The organism is Streptomyces sp. NPDC057543 (genome assembly GCF_042801895.1).
Taxonomy (GTDB): Bacteria; Actinomycetota; Actinomycetes; order Streptomycetales; family Streptomycetaceae; genus Streptomyces.
The window spans coordinates 1-22,062 of the sequence record NZ_JBHVFF010000074.1 but is presented as its reverse complement, the minus strand read 5'-3'; the positions used below and the strand labels follow the sequence as shown (position 1 = coordinate 22,062).

General features: G+C 70.7%; 21 protein-coding genes and 1 pseudogene. 6 read left to right on the top strand and 16 right to left on the bottom strand.

All coding sequences use genetic code 11. From position 1 onward, the window contains the following. Position 1: 1 nt before the first annotated feature. The 11 genes from ACFU8Q_RS15380 to ACFU8Q_RS15330 all read right to left on the bottom strand — a co-directional run bounded on the left by ACFU8Q_RS15380 (position 2) and on the right by ACFU8Q_RS15330 (position 11,038). On the bottom strand, positions 2–1,117 hold the full coding sequence (locus ACFU8Q_RS15380) for an aliphatic sulfonate ABC transporter substrate-binding protein (RefSeq protein ID WP_384453145.1): 1,116 nt from the start codon (positions 1,115–1,117) through the stop codon (positions 2–4). A 235-nt stretch (positions 1,118–1,352) separates the two neighbouring features. Then, positions 1,353–2,729: a sulfate adenylyltransferase subunit 1 gene (locus ACFU8Q_RS15375; protein WP_384453142.1), complete on the bottom strand. Its 1,377-nt coding sequence runs from the start codon at positions 2,727–2,729 to the stop codon at positions 1,353–1,355. A 1-nt stretch (position 2,730) separates the two neighbouring features. Beyond that, positions 2,731–3,666, bottom strand: coding sequence for a sulfate adenylyltransferase subunit CysD (gene cysD / locus ACFU8Q_RS15370; protein WP_384453140.1), 936 nt, complete (start codon positions 3,664–3,666; stop codon positions 2,731–2,733). Further along, positions 3,663–4,232 (bottom strand): adenylyl-sulfate kinase, encoded by a 570-nt coding sequence (cysC, locus tag ACFU8Q_RS15365; protein ID WP_384453137.1) that lies wholly within the window; start codon positions 4,230–4,232, stop codon positions 3,663–3,665. The genes cysD and cysC overlap by 4 nt, the downstream gene beginning before the upstream one ends. Next, positions 4,232–4,933: a phosphoadenylyl-sulfate reductase gene (locus tag ACFU8Q_RS15360; protein ID WP_384453134.1), complete on the bottom strand. Its 702-nt coding sequence runs from the start codon at positions 4,931–4,933 to the stop codon at positions 4,232–4,234. Before ACFU8Q_RS15360 ends, cysC begins: the two co-directional genes overlap by 1 nt. Next, positions 4,930–5,109, bottom strand: coding sequence for a hypothetical protein (locus ACFU8Q_RS15355; protein WP_384453130.1), 180 nt, complete (start codon positions 5,107–5,109; stop codon positions 4,930–4,932). The genes ACFU8Q_RS15360 and ACFU8Q_RS15355 overlap by 4 nt, the downstream gene beginning before the upstream one ends. Beyond that, on the bottom strand, positions 5,106–6,803 hold the full coding sequence (locus ACFU8Q_RS15350; RefSeq protein ID WP_384453126.1) for a nitrite/sulfite reductase: 1,698 nt from the start codon (positions 6,801–6,803) through the stop codon (positions 5,106–5,108). Before ACFU8Q_RS15350 ends, ACFU8Q_RS15355 begins: the two co-directional genes overlap by 4 nt. A 114-nt stretch (positions 6,804–6,917) precedes the next feature. Next, positions 6,918–7,001 carry a putative leader peptide gene (locus tag ACFU8Q_RS15345; RefSeq protein WP_311203059.1) on the bottom strand — a complete coding sequence of 28 codons (84 nt, stop codon included), beginning with the start codon at positions 6,999–7,001 and terminating at the stop codon, positions 6,918–6,920. Positions 7,002–7,179: 178 nt separating this feature from the next. Then, positions 7,180–7,773: a GNAT family N-acetyltransferase gene (locus ACFU8Q_RS15340; RefSeq protein ID WP_384453123.1), complete on the bottom strand. Its 594-nt coding sequence runs from the start codon at positions 7,771–7,773 to the stop codon at positions 7,180–7,182. A 92-nt stretch (positions 7,774–7,865) separates the two neighbouring features. Then, positions 7,866–9,143 (bottom strand): GAF domain-containing protein, encoded by a 1,278-nt coding sequence (locus ACFU8Q_RS15335; protein ID WP_384453122.1) that lies wholly within the window; start codon positions 9,141–9,143, stop codon positions 7,866–7,868. Positions 9,144–9,400: 257 nt separating this feature from the next. Continuing rightward, positions 9,401–11,038, bottom strand: a complete 1,638-nt coding sequence (locus ACFU8Q_RS15330; protein WP_384453119.1) for an acyl-CoA dehydrogenase family protein — start codon at positions 11,036–11,038, stop codon at positions 9,401–9,403. 17 nt (positions 11,039–11,055) lie between these two features. Between ACFU8Q_RS15330 and ACFU8Q_RS15325 the strand changes: the two genes are divergently transcribed. Then, a complete protein-coding gene (locus tag ACFU8Q_RS15325; protein WP_384453116.1) occupies positions 11,056–12,282 on the top strand; it encodes a YihY/virulence factor BrkB family protein in 1,227 nt (408 codons plus the stop codon). Between the two features lie 13 nt (positions 12,283–12,295). Here ACFU8Q_RS15325 and ACFU8Q_RS15320 read toward each other — a convergent pair whose 3' ends face one another. Further along, entirely contained in the window at positions 12,296–12,724 is a 429-nt protein-coding gene (locus tag ACFU8Q_RS15320; RefSeq protein WP_384453113.1) for a CU044_2847 family protein, read from the bottom strand. A 78-nt stretch (positions 12,725–12,802) separates the two neighbouring features. Between ACFU8Q_RS15320 and ACFU8Q_RS15315 the strand changes: the two are divergent. After that, a pseudogene (locus tag ACFU8Q_RS15315) lies at positions 12,803–13,578 on the top strand (DUF6597 domain-containing transcriptional factor). Here the strand turns inward: ACFU8Q_RS15315 and ACFU8Q_RS15310 are convergent. The 4 genes from ACFU8Q_RS15310 to ACFU8Q_RS15295 all read right to left on the bottom strand — a co-directional run bounded on the left by ACFU8Q_RS15310 (position 13,518) and on the right by ACFU8Q_RS15295 (position 17,476). Continuing rightward, a complete protein-coding gene (locus ACFU8Q_RS15310) occupies positions 13,518–13,910 on the bottom strand; it encodes a VOC family protein (RefSeq protein WP_384453111.1) in 393 nt (130 codons plus the stop codon). The pseudogene ACFU8Q_RS15315 and the gene ACFU8Q_RS15310 overlap by 61 nt on opposite strands. A gap of 157 nt (positions 13,911–14,067) precedes the next feature. Beyond that, the gene (locus tag ACFU8Q_RS15305) at positions 14,068–15,627 is read right to left on the bottom strand and encodes a 3-hydroxyacyl-CoA dehydrogenase (protein ID WP_384453108.1); all 1,560 of its coding nucleotides are present in this window, start codon (positions 15,625–15,627) and stop codon (positions 14,068–14,070) included. Between the two features lie 74 nt (positions 15,628–15,701). Beyond that, positions 15,702–16,481 (bottom strand): CoA-transferase subunit beta, encoded by a 780-nt coding sequence (locus ACFU8Q_RS15300; protein ID WP_384453105.1) that lies wholly within the window; start codon positions 16,479–16,481, stop codon positions 15,702–15,704. Positions 16,482–16,558: 77 nt separating this feature from the next. Further along, on the bottom strand, positions 16,559–17,476 hold the full coding sequence (locus ACFU8Q_RS15295; RefSeq protein ID WP_384453177.1) for a CoA transferase subunit A: 918 nt from the start codon (positions 17,474–17,476) through the stop codon (positions 16,559–16,561). A gap of 179 nt (positions 17,477–17,655) precedes the next feature. Between ACFU8Q_RS15295 and ACFU8Q_RS15290 the strand changes: the two genes are divergently transcribed. From ACFU8Q_RS15290 to ACFU8Q_RS15275, 4 genes are all read left to right on the top strand, one after another. Then, positions 17,656–18,579, top strand: a complete 924-nt coding sequence (locus tag ACFU8Q_RS15290; RefSeq protein ID WP_384453103.1) for a LysR family transcriptional regulator — start codon at positions 17,656–17,658, stop codon at positions 18,577–18,579. 141 nt (positions 18,580–18,720) lie between these two features. Next, positions 18,721–19,950 (top strand): acetyl-CoA C-acetyltransferase, encoded by a 1,230-nt coding sequence (locus ACFU8Q_RS15285; RefSeq protein ID WP_384453100.1) that lies wholly within the window; start codon positions 18,721–18,723, stop codon positions 19,948–19,950. A 227-nt stretch (positions 19,951–20,177) separates the two neighbouring features. After that, the gene (locus ACFU8Q_RS15280) at positions 20,178–21,521 is read left to right on the top strand and encodes an MFS transporter (protein ID WP_384453097.1); all 1,344 of its coding nucleotides are present in this window, start codon (positions 20,178–20,180) and stop codon (positions 21,519–21,521) included. A gap of 33 nt (positions 21,522–21,554) precedes the next feature. Then, positions 21,555–22,013, top strand: coding sequence for a MaoC family dehydratase (locus ACFU8Q_RS15275; RefSeq protein WP_384453094.1), 459 nt, complete (start codon positions 21,555–21,557; stop codon positions 22,011–22,013). The last annotated feature ends 49 nt before the right edge of the window (positions 22,014–22,062 follow it).

Genomic DNA, 22,062 nt, shown 5'->3' with positions numbered 1-22,062 from the left:
CTTACTTGACGCCGAGACCGGCGTCGGCCACCTCGGGCCTGCCCGCTGCCTTGAGGATCTTGTTCAGCGGCTTCAGGTCGTAGATGCCGTTGAGGTCCGGCTTCTCCAGAAGGCCCGCCTTCACCGCGTGCTGGGCCTGCGCGTCGAGCGTGGCCGCCAGCGGGTCGTCGGTGATCTGGATCGACTTCCACGCCGGGTCGATGATCTCGGCGGGCAGCGCCTTGCCGGTCAGCTTCTTCAGCGCCGCGTTGGCGGAGGCCTTCGCCTTGTCCGGGTTGGCGTTGATCCACGCGTTGGTCTTCACCGAGCCCCGCAGCACCGCCTCGACGACGTCCAGGTGCTCCTTGAGGAACTTCTGCGACACGATGATGTTCGTGATCACGAACTTGTCGCCCGGCCACAGCGTCGACTCGTCGAGCAGTTCCTCGGCACCCTCGGCGACCAGCTTGGACGCGGTGGGCTCGGGGACCCAGGCGCCGTCGATGGAACCGGACTTGTAGGCGTCCGGCGTCACCTTGTTGTCCGTACGGACCACGGAGACGTCGCCCTTGCCGCTCTGGGCGTCGACCTTCCAGCCCTTCTCGGAGACCCAGTTGAGGAAGGCCACGTCCTGGGTGTTGCCGAGCTGCGGGGTGGCGATCTTCTTGCCCTTGAGGTCGTCCAGGGTCTTGATCTTCTTCGGGTTCACGACCAGCTTCACCCCGCCGGAGGCCGAACCGCCGATGATCCGCAGGTTCTTGCCGTTGGACTTCGTGTAGCCGTTGATGGAGGGCGACGGGCCGATGAAGCCGATGTCGATCGAGTTGGCGTTCAGCGCCTCGATCTCGGACGGCCCCGCGTTGAACTGCGAGGTCTTCAGCTGGGTGCCGCCGAGCTCCTTCTGGAAGAGGCCCTCCTGGTCACCGACCAGGGCGGTGGCGTGCGTGAGGTTCGGGAAGTACCCGATCCGTACGGTGTCCGCGGAGAGCTTCTTCGCGTCGGCGGCGACGTTCGACTTCTTGGAGTCGTCGTCCTTCGCCTCGGAGCCGTAGCCGCAGGCGGTGAGCGCGACGGCGAGCAGCGGCAGGGCGGTGGCAGCGGCGAGGCTGCGGCGCAGCGTGGTACGGGGGGCAGACACGGGAGGCTTTCCTCTCGTCGGCCCGGTGCTCGCGTCCCTCGGAACTTATGGGGACGCGGCCGGGAAGTCGGCAGGTCTTCGTCTGAACGGGCGGTGCGGTTGGTACGGGTGGGCGCGCAGGCAGTGCGCGTACGTCATCGCGCACATCGCGCGACCCCGCCCTGGCCGCTGCCGAGGGCGCCGCTGCCGACGCGGCCGCCCTCCTTCGCGAACGTGGAGTAGATGTCGATGGTCATCAGAAGTCCCACTCGGCGTCGTCGGCCGCGACGGCCGCGGACTCGGTCTCGGCCGCGAACGAGGCACCGGCCATGCCGGCCGTCAGCGTGGTGCCGTCCGCCGGGTCGATCAGCAGGAAGGAGCCGGTGCGGCGGGAGTCCGCGTACGCGTCGAGTGCGAGCGGCTCCGCGGTACGGACGACGACCCGGCCGATGTCATTGGCGACCAGCCGGCCGGGGGCCGGGTGCTGGGAGAGGTCGTCCAGCGTGAGGCGCGACGGGATGTCCTTGACGATCGCCTTGACCGTGCGGGTGGTGTGCTTGAGCAGCACCCGCTGGCCGACGGTGAGCGGCTGGTCGGCGACGTGGCAGACGGTCGCCTCGACATCCTGGGTGACCGTGGGTGCGTCGTCGGCGGGTGCGAGGAGGTCGCCGCGGGAGATGTCGATGTCGTCGGCGAGCCGGATCGTCACGGACTGGGGTGCCCAGGCGATGTCCACGCTCTCGCCGAGCGCATCGATCGCGGTGACCGTCGACGTACGGCCCGAGGGCAGGACGGTGACGGCCTCGCCGACACGGAACGCGCCGGCCGCGATCTGTCCCGCGTAGCCCCGGTAGTCGGGGTGCTCGGCGGTCTGCGGACGGATGACGTACTGGACGGGGAAGCGGGCGTGGCAGGCGGTGAGGTCATGGCTGACCGGCACCGTCTCCAGGTGTTCCAGGACGGTGGGGCCGCCGTACCAGTCCATGTTGGCGGACGGTTCCACGACGTTGTCACCGGCCAGTGCGGAGATCGGGATCGCGGTACACCAGTTTTCCTGGGGGTCCCCCCCAGACCCCCAGCCGGGGACGCCCAGGGACGCCGCGTACGCGGTGAACTCCTCGGCGATGGCGGCGAAGACGGGCTCCGCGTAGTCGACCAGGTCCATCTTGTTGACGGCCAGCACCACGTGCGGGACGCGCAGCAGCGCGGCGACGGCGGCGTGGCGGCGGGTCTGCTCGACGACGCCGTTGCGGGCGTCGACCAGGACGACGGCCAGCTCGGCGGTCGAGGCGCCCGTCACCATGTTCCGGGTGTACTGCACATGCCCCGGGGTGTCGGCCAGGATGAACCGGCGGCGCGGCGTCGCGAAGTAGCGATAGGCGACATCGATGGTGATGCCCTGCTCACGCTCGGCCCGCAGCCCGTCGGTCAGCAGCGCCAGGTCGGGCGCCTCCTGGCCCCGGCTGCGCGAGGCGTGCTCGACGGCCTCCAGCTGGTCGGTGAGAACGGACTTGGAGTCGTGCAGCAGACGTCCCACGAGGGTGGACTTGCCGTCGTCGACGGATCCCGCGGTGGCGAACCGCAGCAGGGTGGTGGTCGACAACTGATCTGTGTGCCGTGCGGGTATGGTCATCCTAGAAGTACCCCTCGCGCTTGCGGTCTTCCATCGCGGCCTCGGACATCTTGTCGTCGGCACGCGTCGCGCCCCGTTCGGTGAGCCGGGAGGCGGCGATCTCGGTGATCACGGCGTCCAGCGTCGTGGCGTCGGAGTCGACGGCGCCGGTGCACGACATGTCACCGACCGTGCGGTAGCGCACCTGCCGGGTCTCGACCCGCTCGCCCTCCTTGGGGCCGCCCCAGTCGCCCGCCGTCAGCCACATGCCGGAGCGGTTGAAGACCTCGCGCTCATGGGCGAAGTAGATCTCCGGTAGCTCGATGCCCTCGCGGTCGATGTACTGCCAGACGTCCAGCTCGGTCCAGTTGGAGATCGGGAAGACCCGGACGTGTTCACCGGGGGCGTGCCGGCCGTTGTAGAGCTGCCACAGCTCGGGGCGCTGGCGGCGCGGGTCCCACTGGGAGAACTCGTCACGCAGCGAGAAGACCCGCTCCTTGGCGCGCGCCTTCTCCTCGTCGCGGCGCCCGCCGCCGAACACGGCGTCGAAACGGTGCTGCTGGATCGCCTCGGTCAGCGGCACGGTCTGGAGCGGGTTGCGGGTGCCGTCCGGGCGCTCGCGGAGCTTCCCGGCGTCGATGTACTCCTGCACGGAGGCGACATGGAGCCGCAGCCCGTGCCGGGCCACGGTGCGGTCGCGGTACTCCAGCACCTCGGGGAAGTTGTGCCCGGTGTCGACGTGCAGCAGCGTGAACGGCACCGGCGCGGGCGCGAACGCCTTGAGCGCCAGATGCAGCATCACGATCGAGTCCTTGCCACCGGAGAACAGGATCACCGGCCGCTCGAACTCACCCGCCACCTCACGGAAGATGTGCACGGCCTCGGACTCCAGGGAGTCCAGGTGGCTGAGTGCGTACGGATTGTCGGTGCCTTCCGACACAGTCGCGACGGTCGTCACGCTGCACCCCTCTCGCTCAGCAGCGCGTACAGCTCCGCCGCGGACTCCTTCACGGTCTGCTGGTGCGACTCGATCCGCAGATCCGGCGACTCGGGCGCCTCGTACGGGTCGTCGACCCCGGTGAGCCCGCTGATCTCGCCCGCCGCCTGCTTGGCGTAGAGCCCCTTCACATCGCGTACGGAGCACACCTCGACCGGGGTCGCGACGTGCACCTCCAGATACGCGGTCCCTTCGGCCTGGTGCCGCCGCCGCACCGCGTCCCGGCTGTCCGCGTACGGGGCGATGACCGGGACCAGCACCTTCACGCCATTGGCCGCCAGTAGTTCGGCGACGAAGCCGATCCGCTGGACGTTGGTGTGCCGGTCCTCGCGGGAGAAGCCGAGACCCGCGGAGAGGAACTCCCGGATCTCGTCGCCGTCGAGGACCTCCACGCGGTGGCCCTCGCCGCGCAGCCGCCCGGCGAGTTCGTACGCGATGGTGGTCTTGCCCGCGCTCGGCAGACCGGTCAGCCAGATGGTGGCACCCGTCTCCGTCACGCTCATCGAAGTCTCCTGATCAGTCGTCATCAGTCGTGCAGTCCGCACTCGGTCTTGCCCCGGCCGGCCCAGCGCCCGGCACGTGCGTCCTCGCCCTCCAGCACCCGGCGGGTGCAGGGCGCGCAGCCGACCGAGGCGTAACCGTCCATCAACAGCGGGTTGGTGAGGACGCCGTGCTCCGCGACGTACGCGTCTACGTCGTCCTGGGTCCAGCGGGCGATCGGTGAGATCTTGACCTTCTGCCGCTTCTCGTCCCAGCCGACGACCAGGGTGTTCGCCCGGGTCGGCGACTCGTCGCGGCGCAGCCCGGTCGCCCAGGCCGCGTACGAAGTCAGGCCCTCCTCAAGGGGCTTGACCTTCCGCAGCTTGCAGCACAGGTCGGGGTCGCGGTCGTGCAGCTTCGACCCGTACGCGGTGTCCTGCTCGGCCACGGTCTGCCGCGGGGTGAGCGTGATGACGCGGACGTCCATCACGGCTTCGACCGCGTCGCGGGTCCCGATCGTCTCGGGGAAGTGGTAGCCGGTGTCGAGGAAGACCACGTCGACGCCGGGAAGGGCACGCGAGGCGAGGTGGGCGACGACCGCGTCCTCCATGGACGAGGTGACGCAGAACCGCTTGCCGAAGGTGTCTGCGGCCCACTTCAGGATTTCCAGCGGGGAGGCGTTCTCCAACTCCCGGCCCGCGCGTTCGGCCAGGCTCTTGAGGTCATCGGTCTGCGGAGTGCCCGTCATATCCCGTCCCGTTCACCGTCGTCGCGTTGCAGCCCCCGGGTCAGCAGACCCAGGAACTTGAGCTGGAACGCGCGGTTGCAGGAAGCACATTCCCAGGCGCCGTGGCCGGTCTCGTGCGGGCGCAGGTCCTCGTCGCCGCAGTAGGGGCAGTGGAACGGTGCGGCGCGCTCGCTCATGACAGCGACTCCGCACTGGCCCGCGCCGCCCATGTCGCGAACCGCTCGCCGTCCTCGCGCTCCTCCTGGAAGCGGCCCAGAACCCGCTCGACGTAGTCGGGCAGCTCGGCCGAAGTGACCTTCAGACCACGGACCTTGCGGCCGAACCCGGCCTCCAGCCCCAGGGCGCCGCCCAGGTGGACCTGGTAGCCCTCGACCTGATTGCCGTCGTCGTCCAGCACGAGCTGACCCTTGAGACCGATGTCGGCGGTCTGGATACGGGCGCAGGCATTGGGGCAGCCGTTGAGGTTGATGGTGAGCGGTTCGTCGAAGTCCGGCAGGCGGCGCTCCAGTTCGTCGATGAGCGAGGCGCCGCGCGCCTTCGTCTCGACGATCGCCAGCTTGCAGAACTCGATGCCGGTGCAGGCCATCGTGCCGCGGCGGAACGGCGACGGCTTCACCTGGAAGTCGAGCGCCTCCAGTCCGGCGACCAGGGAGTCCACCTGGTCCTCGGCCACGTCGAGGATGAGCATCTTCTGCTCGACGGTGGTACGCAGCCGGTCCGAGCCGTGCGCGGCGGCCAGATCGGCGATCTTGGCGAGTGTGGAGCCGTCCACGCGGCCGACCCTGGGGGCGAAACCGACGTAGAAACGGCCGTCCTGCTGCTGGTGCACGCCCACGTGGTCGCGCCAGCGGCTGCTGGGCTGCTCGGGCGCGGGCCCGTCGATCAGCGGACGCTTCAGGTACTCGTCCTCCAGCACCTGGCGGAACCTGGCGGGGCCCCAGTCGGCCATCAGGAACTTCAGCCGGGCGCGGTTGCGCAGCCGCCGGTACCCGTAGTCGCGGAAGATGCCGACGACTCCGGCCCAGACGTCCGGAACCTCGTCGAGCGGCACCCAGGCACCGAGGCGCTCGGCGAGCCGGGGATTGGTGGAGAGACCCCCACCGACCCAGACGTCGAAACCCGGACCGTGCTCGGGGTGGACCACTCCGACGAACGCGATGTCGTTGATCTCGTGCACCACGTCCTGCACCGGCGAGCCCGAGATCGCGGTCTTGAACTTGCGCGGCAGGTTGGAGAATTCCTTGTTGCCGATGTAGCGGTCGTGGATCTCGTCGACGGCGGGTGTGCCGTCGACGATCTCGTCGGCGGCGATCCCCGCCACGGGGGAGCCGATGATCACGCGGGGGCAGTCGCCGCAAGCCTCGGTGGTGGAGAGCCCGACGGCCTCCAGCTTCTCCCAGATCGCCGGGACGTCCTCGATGCGGATCCAGTGCAGCTGGATGTTCTGCCGGTCGGTGATGTCCGCGGTGCCGCGTGCGTACTCCTGCGAGATCTCACCGATGACCCGCAGCTGCGCGGTGGTCAGCCGGCCGCCGTCGACCCGGACCCGCAGCATGAAGTACTTGTCGTCCAGCTCCTCCGGCTCCAGGACCGCGGTCTTGCCGCCGTCGATGCCGGGCTTGCGCTGGGTGTACAGACCCCACCAACGCATGCGCCCACGAAGGTCGTTGGGGTCGATCGAGTCGAAACCGCGCTTGGCGTAGATCGTCTCAATGCGTGTCCGCACATTGAGACCGTCGTCGTCCTTCTTGAACTGCTCATTGCCGTTGAGCGGAGTGTGGTGCCCCACGGCCCACTGGCCTTCGCCACGGTGGCGTCCGGCCTTGCGGCGGGGCGTGACGGGCGCAGGCTGTTCCGGGGTAGCGGCCATGACGGTACGTCCTTCGGGACTGCAGGAGGGCGGCTCTGAACTGCACACTCGCGCTGAGGCGCGGCGGTGCGCAGGGTTGGCAGAGAAAAGTGGATCGCGGCGGTGCTGGGACTCTCAGCTCGCCGGACAGATGGCGCTGGACACGCGGCCGAGGTCGACGTGGCGTCGACTCACCAAGGCAATTCCAGTTCCAGACATGACGGAAGCGTGTCACGCGAATCTCTGAGCAGTCCACCACTATCCATGATGTGGACGAGAGTGTCCCGTCATGCGAGATGATGTGGTGCCCGTCACTCGATCCGCGCGGGCCGGGCCACCCGTAATGACCGCAATCACCCTGCTTGTCGCCGGAAGTCGCCGCCCCGTTGCCCGCGTACTACCGCGCCGCCCCCGGCCACGGCCCCGGCGTCGCCACCTCCGGCTCCAGCTCGATCTTCGTGTCGAAGAGCCGGAAGCCGCGCCGCAGATAGTTGTCCATGGCGTGCGGGCCGTCCTTGGAGCAGGTGTGCAGCCACACCCGCTTCGTCGGCGTCCGCTCCGGCCAGCGCTCCGCCAGGTCCCAGGCGCGGGCGACCCCGTAGGAGAGCAGATGGCCGCCGATCCGGCGCCCGCGGAAAGCGGGTATCAGCCCGAAGTACATGACCTCGACCACGCCGTCGGCCTGCGGGTCCAGCTCGATGTAGCCGGCCGGGGTCCCGTTCGCGTACGCCACCCAGGTCTCCGCCCCGGGCCGGTCCAGCGCCTCCTGCCACTGCGCGTACGTCATCGCGAGCCGGTCCGTCCACTGGATGTCGCCGCCGACCGCCGTGTACAGGAAGCGGCTGAACTCGGGCAGCGGCACCTCGGACCGGACGATCCGTACATCGCCCTCCGGGACGGCTGCGGGGCGCAGATCGTCGGGGGAGGTCTGTTCCAGGGACCAGATGGTCACCTCGGCGGTGGTGTCGGCGGTGCGCGCGGGGTTGCTCATGACCGCCAGGGAATCATGCCGCCCGGTCCGGACCCAAGCCGGTCCCACGGCCCGGACGACGGCACCGTCCACGAGCCCGCGAAAGGGAGGCCCTACGAGGCCGTACGCGCCCCGACCACCACCGGAGCCGTCGAACGCGGCAGCAGGTCGGCCGGTTGATCCGGGCGGATCACCTCCACCTCGACCCCCTCGCCGAAGCGGTACGGGCGGTGCGCCAGGACCTCCGCGAGATGGCGGCGAATCCGCGAGATCTCCGCCCGCACCGTCACCGTCCGGGTCGCGTCGCCGAAGACGTCCTCGGCCAGCTCCGACGCCGTACGCCCCTCACGGTGCAGCGCCAGGGCGAACAGCAGCTCCGCGTGGCGCGGCGAGAGCCGCTGCGTCCACGTACCCACCGCACCCACCACATTGACCGCGAGACCGCACGGTCGGCTCAGATCCAGCACCACCTTCCGCTGCGGCCCGTCCGCGGGGCCGTCGGTGACCCGCACCAGCCAGCCGCCGTGCAGCGGCTCGACCTGGCACATACCGAGCGACGACAGCCATACCCGGCCCGGCTGCAACGACTTGGGCAGCGGCAGCCGGTCGACGGGCGGCATCCCGATCACCGCGGCGAGCCAGCCGTGCGTGTCCACCGCCAGGGCCCGGCCGCCCAGCCGGCACAGCAGCGGCGCCGCCACCGAACGGAGCCGGTCGATCGCCCGCAGATGCCGGCTCCGGATCTCGCTCTCGGCCAGCCTGGCGACCGAGCCGACCAGGGCGAGCGAGGTCGGATGGAACGTGGACGCCGGACCGCTGATGTCGACGATGCCCATCAGCCGGCCGTCCCGCGGATCACGGACCGGGGCGGCCGCACACGTCCAGCCGTGCAGACCGCGTACGAAGTGCTCCGACGAATGGACCTGGACCGGTGTGCGCGAGGCGAGCGCCGTACCGATGGCGTTCGTCCCCGTGCTCGCCTCCGCCCAGGCCGCGCCCTCCGCCAGACAGATGCCGTCCGCCCGGCGCAGCACCGCCGGATTGCCCTGGCGCCACAGCACCCGGCCCTCCACATCGGTGACCACCACGATCTGCTGCGCGCTGTCCGCGAGCGTGACCAGGGACTCGCTCAGCAGCGGCATCACCTCGCTCAGCGCCGAAGTCCGGCGCCGGTGCTCGATCTCGTCCATGTCCAGCCGCACGCTCTGCGTGGACTGGTCCGGATCGACACCGTAGCGCCGCACCCGGTCCCACGAGGCGCTGATCTCCGCCCGCGGGGCGACCGGGGAGCGCTCGCCCGCGAGCCTGGCCTCCCGGGCCCGGTGGATCCGGAGCCGGGCCCGGACGGACCGCGGGACGGCCGAACGCGTCTCGGCGGCGTTTGTCTCCACTCTCGTTCCCCCAGATACCGGAGCCGGCACGAAGACCCGCGGGCCCGCAGGCCCTTCCTGCCCGTTGCGAGGGAGCCGGCAGCGCACACTCCACACAATGGTTGCAACCCTTTGCAACTCTGGCGCGGGGGTGCGGGTCTGTACGAGAGTGACATAACACCGTACGGCGGGGCCTGCGCTTTGCCGCTCGATGTGCACAGCATGGAGGGTGGTGCCGTGTCGGCGCAGCACCACCTTCCGTCGCTGTACGGGTGGCCCTAACGCTCGACGGGCCGCGCCCGTTCGACCACCGACGCCAGAGCGAGGCTGTGCGGCAGCGTCCCGAACGCCGTGCCCCAGTCCCCACCCAGCCGTGACGCGCAGAACGCGTCGGCGACCTCCGGCGGCGCCCAGCGCACCAGCAGCGAACCCTGCAGCACGAGTGCCATCCGCTCGACCAGCCTGCGGGCCCGCGCCTCGATCCCGGTCAGATCCGCGAACTCCGTAAGCATGTCCTTGACCGCCCTGTCCAGCCGGTGATCGGCGCCGCGCGCCCTGCCGATCTCCTGGAGGAACGCGTCCAGCGCCATCGGCTCGCGCTGCAGCGCCCGCAGCACATCCAGCGCCTGTACGTTCCCCGAGCCCTCCCAGATCGAGTTGAGCGGCGCCTCCCGCAGCAGCCGCGGCATCCCGGACTCCTCGACGTAGCCGTTGCCGCCGAGACACTCGAGCGCCTCGCCCACCAGCGGCGCGCACCGCTTCGTCACCCAGTACTTCGCCGTCGGCACCGCGATCCGCAGGAAGGCCCGCTCGCTCTCCGTGTCCGCGTCGTACGCCGCGGCCAGCCGCAGCGCCAGCACCGTCGCCGCCTCCGACTCCAGCGCCAGATCGGCCAGCACATTGCGCATCAGCGGCTTCTCGACCAGCACCCCGCCGAACGCGCTGCGGTAGGTGCAGTGGTGGATCGCCTGTGCCACCGCCTGGCGCATCAGCGCCGCCGAACCGACCACGCAGTCCAGCCGCGTCGCCGCCACCATCTCGATGATGGTGCGCACCCCGCGCCCCTCGTCGCCGACCCGGCGCGCCCACGTCCCGTCGAACTCCACCTCGCTCGACGCGTTGGACCGGTTGCCCAGTTTGTCCTTCAGTCGCTGGATCGCGAACGGGTTGCGGGTGCCGTCGGGCAGCACCCGGGGCAGCAGAAAGCACGTCAGGCCGCCGGGCGCCTGCGCCAGCACCAGGAAGCCGTCGGACATCGGTGCCGAACAGAACCACTTGTGCCCGGTGAGCAGATACTCGCCCGCCGCGGACAGCGGCTCGGCCCGCGTCGTGTTGGACCGTACGTCTGTGCCGCCCTGCTTCTCCGTCATGCCCATCCCGAAGAGCACACCGGCCTTCTGCGCGGCGGGCCGCAGCCCCTGCTCGTACACCGTCGAGGTCAGCAACGGCTCCCACTCGGCGGCCAGCGCCGGATCGGTCCGCAGCGCGGGTACCGCCGCGTGCGTCATCGACAGCGGGCAGCCGTGCCCCGCCTCGGCCTGCGTCCACACCAGGAAACCGGCCGCCCGCCGCACATGGCCGCCGGGCCTGCCCCAGGCGTCGGTGAGACCCGCGCCGACCGCGTGCCCCAGCAGACGGTGCCAGGCCGGGTGGAACTCCACCTCGTCGATGCGATTCCCGTACCGGTCGTGGGTACGCAGTACCGGCGGATTCTCGTTCGCTTGCGCCCCCCACGCCTGTGCCTGCGCGGAGCCCGCGGCCCTGCCCAGTTCACTGAGCCCGCCCCGGGCCTCGGCGAGCAGTTCGGGCGACAGGTGACGTCGTACCGCCTCGGTGAGTGCGAGGTCGGCGCCGAAGACGTCGTAGCCGGCCAGCGGCGGTACCTGGTTGAACACGGTGTGGGTGTTGGCTGCCATGCCGATACGGTAAGGATGTGCAGGCAGCAAATGAAACACCCGAGCGGCCACCGGGGCGGCTCCACCGGGCCAGAGTCCTCTACCGCAACGTATCCAAGCGGCAGATGGTCTGGCAGTTGCTCAAGGACACCGTCAACTCGTGCATGGAGTACCGCATTCTGGGACTCGCCGCCGAGGCGGCGTTCTTCACCCTGCTGTCCCTGCCCCCACTGCTGCTCGGCCTGATCGGGCTGCTCGGATACGTCGACGCGTGGACCGACACCACCACGGTCGCCTCCATCGAGCGCAACATCCTCAACGCCGCCCAGACGGTGCTCAGCCAGCGGGGCGTGAACGAGTTCGCCAAACCGCTCCTCGCTGATGTCACCACCGGCGCCCGGCCCGATGTCATCTCCATCGGCTTCGCGATCGCGCTCTGGTCCGGATCCCGCGCGGTCAACGTCTTCATCGACACGATCACGGTGATGTACGGCCTCGACGGCCAGCGCGGCATCGTCAAGACGCGGCTGCTCTCCTTCCTGCTGTACGTGATCGCGCTGCTGCTCGGCGCCGTGGTGCTGCCGCTGCTCGTGGTCGGTCCGGACCGGGTCGTGGAGTTCATCCCGTGGGGCACCGAGCTCATAAGCGTTCTGTACTGGCCGCTGGTGATCCTGCTGTCGATCGCGTTCCTGACGACGCTCTACCACGTGTCCGTACCGGTCCGTTCGCCGTGGATCGAGGACGTCCCCGGTGCGCTGGTGGCGCTCGCGATGTGGGTGCTCGGCAGCTTCCTGCTGAGGATCTACCTCACGAGTACGGTCGAGGGGCCGACGATCTACGGCTCGTTGGCGGCCCCGATCGCCGTCCTGCTGTGGATCGGCATCTCCGCGTTCGCGGTGCTCGTGGGCGCGGCGGTCAATGCCGCCATCGACCGGGTGTGGCCCTCGCTGGCGACGGCCGCGGCGCGTGCGGCGAACGAGCGGGTACGGGCGGCTCAGGCCGCGGAGCTCGTCGCGCGGGCGCAGGCGGAGAGCCGGGAGAGGGCCGCGAACGGGGACTTCGGCGATGATGACGACGACGATGACGAGGATGACGGCGTCGGCGAGAGTCCGTACATGCCGTCCGAGTTCCCGGAGCGGTGGTCGAGGTTCCTGCCGCCGGACGATGTGAAGTCCAGGCTGCATCCGAGCCGCGACAAGGAGTCGGACAGGCCGGACCCGGACAGGCCGGACCCGGACAGGCCGGACAACGCGTCCGAGGGCTGAGAGTGGCCGTCGGCTAACCGGCGGGTGCGGGTGGGGCCGCTGAGGGTGGGGTCGTGGGCGCCGGTACGGTGGCGGCCGTCGGCGTCGCGGGAGTCGTCGGAGGTGCCGGCGTCGCCGGTGTCGCGCCGGGGGACCAGGACAGCTTGACCACCAAGTGGCCCTCGACCGCGCTCTTGGCGATCACGGCCCCGGCCTCCGCCGTGATCTTCACCCCGAATTCCAGCTCCACACCGTCCGGTTTGAGAGCGCCGTCCCGGAACACGGCGAGCGCGGACTCGGCGGCCGAACGGATTCCCGTGAGTGCGCTGTCGAACGTACGCCCCGCCCTGGCCAGGGTGTTGTCGTCGCCCAACGCGACCAGATGCGCACCCGGTGTATGACCGTCGACTTCGACCGTCACCGTCGCACCGCTGTCGGTGGTGAACTCCATCAGTGCTGTCATGGCCCGCCCCCGGGAAGCTGATTCCGTTCTCCGACGAGATGTCTCCTACGAGACGGGGACGAGGTTAGCGTGTGCGGCATGGGCGACACGTACGAAGAGCGGGCATCGCGGTTCGACGGTGCGACCGTGTGGACCCTGTGCGTGCCGGAGGGTTCGGTCCACGCGGTACTGCCCGACGGCTGCATGGACCTGCTCTGGATCGACGGACGACTGCTCGTCGCGGGCCCCGACACCCGTGCCGGGACGTCGGCCGTCGGGACCGGTGGGCGGTACACCGGGATCCGTTTCGCGCCCGGCACGGCCCCCGCGCTCCTCGGTGTACCCGCGCACGAACTGCGCGACCGCCGGGTCGCCCTCGCGGACCTGTGGCCGGGCGCGCTGGTCCGCGTACTCACCGAGCGGGTCGCCGAAGCCCCCGATCCCAGTGCGGCACTGGAGGCCATCGCCCTGCGGCGGGCGGCCGACACCGCGCCGCCGGACGCGCTGATGCGGTCCGTCGCCACGCAGCTCGGTCACGGCCGGTCCGTCGCGGACACCGCGCGTACGGCCGGCCTCGGCGCGCGCCAGTTGCACCGCCGTTCACTCGCGGCCTTCGGCTACGGGCCCAAGACGCTCGCCCGCGTCCTGCGGCTCCAGCGCGCGCTCACCCTCGCCCGGTCCGGAACGCCGTACGCCGCGGCGGCGGTCGAGGCGGGCTGCACCGACCAGGCCCATCTCGCACGGGAGATGCGGGACCTGGCCGGGACCACCCTGACCGCCTACCTGGCGTCCCGGTGACGGCCCGGCCCCGGGCTCAGCCGTTGCCCGCGAACAACGAAACCGCGCAGCCGTCCGGGTCGAGGACCATCGCGTAACGCTGCCCCCACACCGCGTCCCACGGCTTCAGATGCCCTCGGTGGCCGGCGCCCGTCAGGTCCTCGTACACCGCGTCCACTTCTGCCGGGCTGTCGCAGAGGAAGGCGAGCCCGAGGCGTTCCCCGCCGGGCCGTGCGGTCCATTGCGGGTCGAACGACCGGATGACCTCCTCGGTGTCCCAGAGCAGACGCTGCCCGCCCGGGAGCGTCACTTCGACGTGGGGTGCGGATTCCGCGTCGGCGGGGATGTCGAGACCGAGCCGGCGGTAGAAGGCGAGCGATGCGGCCAGATCCGCGGTGATGATGCTGATCGCGTCCATGCGTGGAGTCATGCTCCGACCGTAGGCCGGTCGTCTCTGCGGGTCTTGTACGAAACGGACATGGGCGGTGATCCGCGAGTCGCCGTAGGACCTGCCGGGACCTGCCGGGACCTGCCCGGACCTGCCCGGACCTGCGGGGTCCATGGCTCCGGCAGGTCCCGGCCGGCCGTTACGAGAATGTCTTGCCGGTCGTGCAGTCGGCGGGTGAGATCCCGGGGTCCGTCAGCGCGAGGCCGAGTTGGGCGCGTTCGGTGACCCAGCGGCTCGGGCGGTGGCGGGGGTCGCCCGTCGTGCGGTGCAGCGCCCGGTGCAGCTCCAGCATCCGCTCGGCGCCGATCCGGTCGCCCCAGGCCAGCGGGCCGACGGGGTAGCCGAGCCCGGTCGTGACGGCCAGGTCGATATCGGCGGGGGAGGCGATGGAGCGCTCCGCGATCCCCGCCGCGACCGACACGATCGAGGCCAGCAGCCGCTGAGCGACCGAGCCCGCCGTGTCCCGTGCCATCGTGACGGCGTACGGCTCGTCTCCGTCCGCCGCCCGGGCCAGCACCGCGCGGGCGTCGCGCGCGGCGGCCGGTTCCACCGCCGGGGTCACGGCCAGCACCCGGCGCCGGCCGGCCGGCGGCAGCGGGTCGACGCCGAAGGTGCGCCCCGCGGGCAGCCGGTGCGTGGCGACCGCGGAGGCCACCGTGGTGCCCCAGACCGGAACCAGGACGAGGGCCTCGGCGGACGGCTCCGTGCCCGTCTCGACGACAGCGCCCGAGGCGGTCAGCGCCTCGCGCAGCGCGGCCGCGTCCCGGTCCTGCGGCGCGGCGCCGTGGACGAACACCGGGCGGTCCGCGTCACCCGTGACCGGCGGTTCCGGGACCGGCGCGGGTGCCTCGGGGCCGTACGCGAACCAGCCCTGCCCGGTCTTGCGGCCGTGCAGCCCGGCGGCGACCCGGTTGGGGGTGAGGTAGGAGGGGCGGAGCCGGTCCGCATACCGGAAGCCCTGCCAGATCGAGTCGATCACCGCGGCCGTCACGTCCAGACCGGTGAGGTCCATCAGCTCGAACGGGCCCATCCGCAGGCCGAGGACGTCACGGGCGATCCGGTCGATGTCCGCCGGGTCGGCGACCGTCTCCTCCAGCAGGGCGAGGGCCTCGGTCACCAGGCCGCGCCCGGCGTGATTGACCAGGAAGCCGGGGGTGTCGGCGACCGTGACCGCGCGGTGTCCGCAGCTTTCGACGAGTGCGGTGAGGGTCGGCGGGATCTCCGGGCGGGTGGCCGCGCCCGGCACGATCTCGACGATCTTCATGAGCGGTACCGGGTTGAAGAAGTGCAGCCCGGCCAGGCGCGTCGGATCCTTGAGCGTCGCGGCGATCCGGGTGACCGACAGGGACGAGGTGTTGGTCGCGAAGACGGCCGTCGCGGGCAGCGCCCGCTCCAGCCGGCCGAAGACCTCCGTCTTGGTGCCGAGGTCCTCCCGCACGGCCTCGATGACCAGCTCGACGTCCGGTCCCTGTGCCCACGGGTCGTCCAGCGGGATCAGCCGCTCCAGGGCGGCGGTACGGTCCTCGGTGGACATCCGGCCCTTCTGCACGGCCCGTTCGAGCATGGAGCGTACGAAGTCCACGGCGGCAGTCACCGCCTCCGTACGTACGTCGCACAGCTCGACGATGTGTCCGGCGGTCGCCGCCCACTGGGCGATGCCGCGGCCCATGGCCCCGGCGCCGACGATCCTGATACGCATGGCGGTTGCGGTCCTCTCAGGGTGTGACCTGTGATCGGGCATGGCATGTGGTCGGGTGTGGCATGTGATGCGTCTCAGCGAAGATAGACGCGGTCCGGGTCGACGTCCTCACGCAGTAGCCGAAGTTCGGCCGCGGTCGGCGGCGGTACGGTCCCGATCGTGTCGGCGACCGACAGGTCCCAGCCGGTGGCGGCCCGCACCTGTTCGACGGTGACGCCCGGGTGGACGGCGACCAGCCGCAGCTCCTCGCCGACGCCCGCACGGCCCAGGATGCCCAGTTCGGTGATGACCCGGGTGACCCCCGCGCCGAGCGGCCGGATGCCTTCGGCCAGGGCGCGGTCGGGGCCGGGGGTGGTACAGAAGTCGAGGGTCTCGGTGAAGGAGCGCGGATTGTGGCGGCGCATCACGACGAAGACCTCGCGGGAGTTGGCCATCACCTCGACGCCCCCGCCGGAACCCGGCAGCCGGACCGTGGGGCTGTCCCAGTCGCCGATCACGGACGTGTTGAGATTGCCCCACCGGTCGATCTGCGCCGCGCCGAGGAACCCCACGTCGATGTGGCCGCCCTGCAGGACGCAGCCGAAGAGCGCGGGCATCGAGAGCACCGCCTCGGCGCCGGTGATCAGGACCGCGTCGGCGATGGTCTCCGGCAGATGCGACGGGTGGGCGCCGCAGACCCCGGACTCGTACACGACCTCGATCTCCGGGGCGACCGTCAGATGCGCCAGCTCCGTGGCGAGCGTCGGCAGGCCGATCCCGGCGAACACGGTCCGGCGGGCGGCCAGTTCGCGGGAGGCGACGACGGAGAGCAGCTCCGACGAGGTGATGGTGTCCGGTGCGGTGGTGGTGGTCATGGCTCGTTCTTTCTCGTGTCCCGATTCGGTACGCGGAGCCGTCGTACGCGCGGCCGCCGTGCTCACTGCCGCCGCACTCACAGCCGCCGTCCGTAATTCACGGGCCGGCTCAGGGCCTCGCCGACCGCCAGCCCCGCCCAGAACTCCTCGCCCAGCTTCTCGACGTACTCGGCGTGGTCGGCCGTCCCGCGCACCCATTCGTCGAGCCACTCCTGCAGCCGCTGCGGGTCCTTGCTGATGTGCGACCAGGCCCGGTAGAAGGCGTTGTCCCGGTCGTAGTACCCCTGGGCGAAGGAGGGGTGGGCGCCGCGCGGACAGAGGACGACCGCGTCGACCGCGTGGGCGGGGACGAGCGTACGGTTCGGGTCCGAGCGGATCACCTCGTCGTCGACGATCTCCTCCACGACGACGATCGCCTTGTCCGCCGCGTAGACCGCCTCGGCCTGGATGCCGGTCAGGCCCCACATCTGGGTGTTGCCGCTGCGGTCGGCGCGCTGGGCATGGATGATCGTCACATCCGGGTTGACGGGCGGTACAACATAGATCTGCTCGGCCTCGCCGTCCGGACCCGGGTAGGGCGAAGTGACCTTGCGCAGATCGCTGTTGACGGATGGCAGATCGCTGCCGCCGTAGCTGCGCAGCGGATGGAACGGCAGCCGCTGGGCGCCCGCGAGATAGCGGCAGATCATTCCGTAGTGGCTGTACTCCTCGAAGGCGAGCGGCGCCGGATCGCCGCTCTCGATGCGGCGGCGCAGCTCGCCGAGCGAACCGGCGGAGGAGTTGCCCACGAAGGAGGAGACCAACCGCGAGACACAGCCGGCGGCGATCATCTGGTCCACCACGATGTCCGCGGTCATCCGGACGACGGTGAGGTCCCGGCGGCCCTGGCGGATGATCTCGTGGCCCGCGGCGGTGGGGACGAGATGGGTGAAGCCTTCGAGGCAGACGGTGCCACCGTCGTGGACGAAGGCGGCGACCGCCGCCTTCATCGACATCGTCTTGTCCTTGCGGTCCGTCGTGTCTTTCCGGTCCGTCGTGGCCACGGTGCTCCTCCGGCTCTGCGTGCGCGCCCTGTGTATGCGCGTCGCCCCACCGTGTCAGCGGCTATTGATTGCCGTCCAATACCAAATTAAGGTTTCATCAAGACGTCTGATTAATGAATCGAGGGGCGGGCATGGAGCTGCGTCATCTGTCCGCGTTCGTCGCCGTGGCGGAGGAGCTGCACTTCGGGCGGGCCGCGAAACGGCTGCAGATGGCCCAGCCGCCGCTGAGCCAGCAGATCCGGCAGCTGGAGAAGGAGCTGGGCGTCCAGCTCTTCGAACGCAACACCCGGTCGGTGCGGCTCACCAACGCGGGGGAGTCCTTCCTCCAGCCGGTACGGACCGTGCTCGACGACCTCGACACCGCGGTGCGGGCGGCGAAGGCGGCCGGCCGGGGTGAGTACGGGCGGGTCACCATCGGCTTCGCGGGCGCCTCCAGTCACGAGACGCTGCCGCTCCTCACCAGGGCCGTGCGCGCCGCCCACCCGGCCCTCGAACTGGTCATGAAGGGGCAGACGTACGCGAACGTCGCCCTCGACCGGGTCGCGGACGGCTCGCTCGACCTGGGGTTCATCCGACTGCCGGTGACCCAGCCGGGGGTGGCGTACCGGGTGATCGACGAGGAGGAGCTGGTGTGCGCGCTGCCCTCCGACCACCGGCTCGCCCGACTGGAGAGTGTCCCCATCGAGGTCCTGGCCGAGGAGCCCTTCGTCTCCTTCCCCGCCAACACCGGCTCCACGGTGCGCGACGCGATGGTCGGGGCCTGCGAGGCCACCGGGTTCAACCCGCGCGTGGTGCAGGAGGCGCCCGACTCGTACACCATCCTGGCGCTCGTCGCCGCGGGGGTGGGCGTCACGCTCACCGTCACCTCCGTCCAGCACATCCAGCAGAACGGCCTCGTCTACCGGCCGCTGTCCGGGCCGCCCATCCGGCTCCAGGCGGCGCTGGCCTGGCGGGCCGACAACCCGTCCGCCGCTCTGCGGGCGGTGCTCGCGGTGGCGGAGGAAGCTCTGCCCACCCCGGCGAGCCCGGCGAGTCCGGCCCCTGCGGGGGAGTGACCCGCCCGCCGTCATTGAGACGCGCTACGTCTTGAACCAGGGCGAACTGGATATTGGACCGACTCAGTCACCGGGTGCGAGGGTCGGCGGCACACGCCCCACGCCACCGGACAGACCCTCAGCCCACCGAAAGGTCACGCCGTGCCCGACCAGCAGCCCGATGTCGTCATCTGTGAACCGCTGCGCACCCCCATCGGCCGCTTCGGCGGAGTCTTCGCACAGCAGACGCCGGCCGCACTCGCCGCACGCGTCATCGCCGAGATCGTCTCCCGTACCGGAATCGACCCCGCGGCGGTCGACGAGGTGATCCTCGGACACGCCTACCCGTCCGCCGAGGCCCCCGCCATCGGCCGGGTCGCCGCCCTCGACGCCGGACTGCCCGAGACCGTCACCGGCGCCCAGATCGACCGCCGCTGCGGCTCGGGCCTCCAGGCCGTCCTCGACGCGGCGATGCAGATCCGGGCCGGCTTCAGCGAGGTCGTGATCGCGGGCGGCGTCGACGTGATGAGCGCCGCCCCGTACTACACGCACGAAGGCCGCTGGGGCATCAAGGGCCCCGGCCTCCAGCTCCACGACGCGCTGGCCCGGGGCAGGGTCACCGCAGGCGGCGTCAACCACCCCGTACCGGGCGGCATGATCGAGACCGCCGAGAACCTGCGCCGCGCGTACGACATCAGCCGGGCCGACCAGGACGCCCTCGCTCTGCGCTCGCAGCAGCGCGCCGCCCGGGCCGCGGCGCAGGGGCGGTACGACGCGGAGACCGTCCCCGTCATCGTACGGACCCGCAAGGGCGAGACGGTCGTCACGGCCGACGAGCACCCCCGTCCCGACACCACCGCCGAACAACTCGCCGCGCTGCGGCCGATCATGGCCAAGTCCGACCCCGGGGCGACCGTCACCGCGGGCAACGCCAGCGGCCAGAACGACGCGGCCGCCGCCTGCCTGGTGACCAGCGCGGCCACCGCCGCACGGCTCGGCCTCACCCCGCTGGTCCGGCTGGTCTCCTTCGCCCGCGCCGGGGTGCCCGCCGCGACCATGGGCATCGGCCCCGTCCCGGCGACCCGGGCCGCCCTCGACCGCGCCGGGCTCACCCTCGCCGACCTCGACCTGATCGAGCTCAACGAGGCGTTCGCCGCCCAAGTCCTTGCCTGCACCCGTGAGTTGGGGCTCGGAAACACCGACCACGAGCAGCGCGTCAACGTGAACGGCTCCGGCGTCTCCCTCGGCCACCCGGTCGGCGCCACGGGCGCCCGCATCCTCGCCACGCTGGCCCGCGAGCTGCACCGCCGCGAGGCCCGGTACGGCCTGGAGACCATGTGCATCGGCGGCGGCCAGGGCCTCGCCGCGATCTTCGAGCGCATCGAGGCCTGAGCCGACGCGCGGTGCAGTGAGACGTGCAGCGTCTCACTGCACCAGCAATTCAGTATTGGACCGTTCTAGGTCCCGGCTGGCACCGTAACCGCCATCACCCGCGCCGCCGTCCCCCTTCCTCACGTATCCCTTCCCCACGTGTCCCCACGCGGCAACGGGCGTCTCGGGCGACGCCCCTATCTCGTCACCTGCCATCCGTTCGATCAAAGACGTTCACGGGAGCCACCATGAGTGCGTCCACCGCCAGCGCACGAGAGCGCACCAGAGCCGCCAACCGCGCCGGATTCGGTGCCTTCATCGGTTCGACCATCGAGTGGTTCGACTTCTACATCTACGGGACGGCGGCAGCGCTCGTCTTCGACAAGGTGTTCTTCCCCGAACTGGACGGCCCCGTAGGCACCCTGGTGGCCTTCGCGACCTTCTGGGTCGGCTTCCTCGCCCGTCCCATCGGCGGCGTGATCTTCGGGCACTACGGCGACCGCCTCGGCCGCAAGAAGACCCTGGTCATCACCCTCCTGATGATGGGCATCTCGACCACCGCGATCGGTCTGCTGCCGAGCTACGCCTCCATCGGCATCGCCGCGCCGATCCTGCTGGTCGGCATCCGCATGGTGCAGGGCATCGGCCTCGGCGGCGAGTGGGGCGGCTCCGTACTGATCGCCTCCGAGCACGCCCCGAAGGGCAAGTCGGTGCTGTACGGGGCGTTCGCCCAGCAGGGCTCGCCCGTCGGCAACACCCTCTCCACACTGAGTTTCCTCGCGATCAGCCAGCTGCCGGATTCCGCGTTCGTCTCCTGGGGCTGGCGGGTCCCGTTCCTCTTCTCGGCCGCCCTCGTCATCGTCGGACTCTTCGTCCGGCTGAAGGTCGCCGAGTCCCCGGCGATGGCGAAGCTGATCGAGAAGAAGAAGGTCGTCAAGCTCCCGCTGACCGAGGTGCTGCGCACCCAGCCCATGCTGATCGTCCTCGGCATCGGCGCCTGCACGATCGGTCTGTCGGCGACGTACTTCAAGTCGACGTTCGCCCTGTCCTGGGCCACCTCGTCGCTCAACTTCGACCGCAGCTCGTTCCTGACGATCATCCTCGTCGCCAACATCACCCAGATCATCGTCCAGCCCTTCGGCGCGCTCATCGCCACCCGCATGAAGAGCTGGTCCCGTGCGGTGACCGTGATGCTGGTGCCGGAACTGGTCCTGATGCCGGTGATGTTCCTGCTGATCCGCACCGAGAACTATGGCCTCGCGATGGTCGGTGTCGCCGTCGCCACCATTCCGCACTGCCTCTACTACGCCGCCCTGGCCGGCATGCTGGCCAGCCGCTTCCCCGCGCACCTGCGCTACACCGGCATCTCGCTCTGCTACCAGCTGTGCGGCACCCTGCTGGGCGGTACGACCCCGATCATCGGGCAGTTCCTGCTCAACCGGACCGGTTCCATCACCGCGGTCATCGCGTACGCCGTCTTCCAGGTGGCGCTGACCCTGGGCTGCATGCTCCTGCTGCTCAAGCGCCCCAACCACGACGAGCAGGCCGCCGACCCGGTCGCCGCGCCCCGCACCGCCCCCGTCACCGCCTGACCGCGCCCCGCGAGCAGAACGGAGCACCCCCTCGTGACCCTGACCGTGCACGGCATCCCGGAGATTCTCGCCCTCGAGGGGCGCGACCTCGGACGCTCCGGCTGGAATGAGATCACCCAGGAACTCATCGATGCGTACGCGCACGTCTCCGGGGACCACCAGTGGATCCACACCGATGTCGAGCGCGCCGCGTCCGGCCCGTACGGGCGGACCATCGCCCACGGGTACATGGTGCTCAGCTGGGGCATCCCGATGTTCGGTGAACTGCTCCGGGTCGAGGGCGTGGGTCGCGCCCTCAACTACGGGCTCGACCGCGTCCGTTACCCGGCCCCCGTGCCGGTCGGCAGCAGGGTCCGGCTGCATGCCTGCGTCACCGGGGTGACGGAGGTCGCCCGGGGCGGCGTCCAGATGACGCGGGCGTTCACCTTCGAACTCGAAGGGTCCGCGAAGCCGGCGTGCGTGGCTCAGTCGCTGACGCACTTCTACCCGTAGGGCGGCCGGGAACGCGGGGCGGGGTGGGACGGTGTCCGCCGTCCCACCC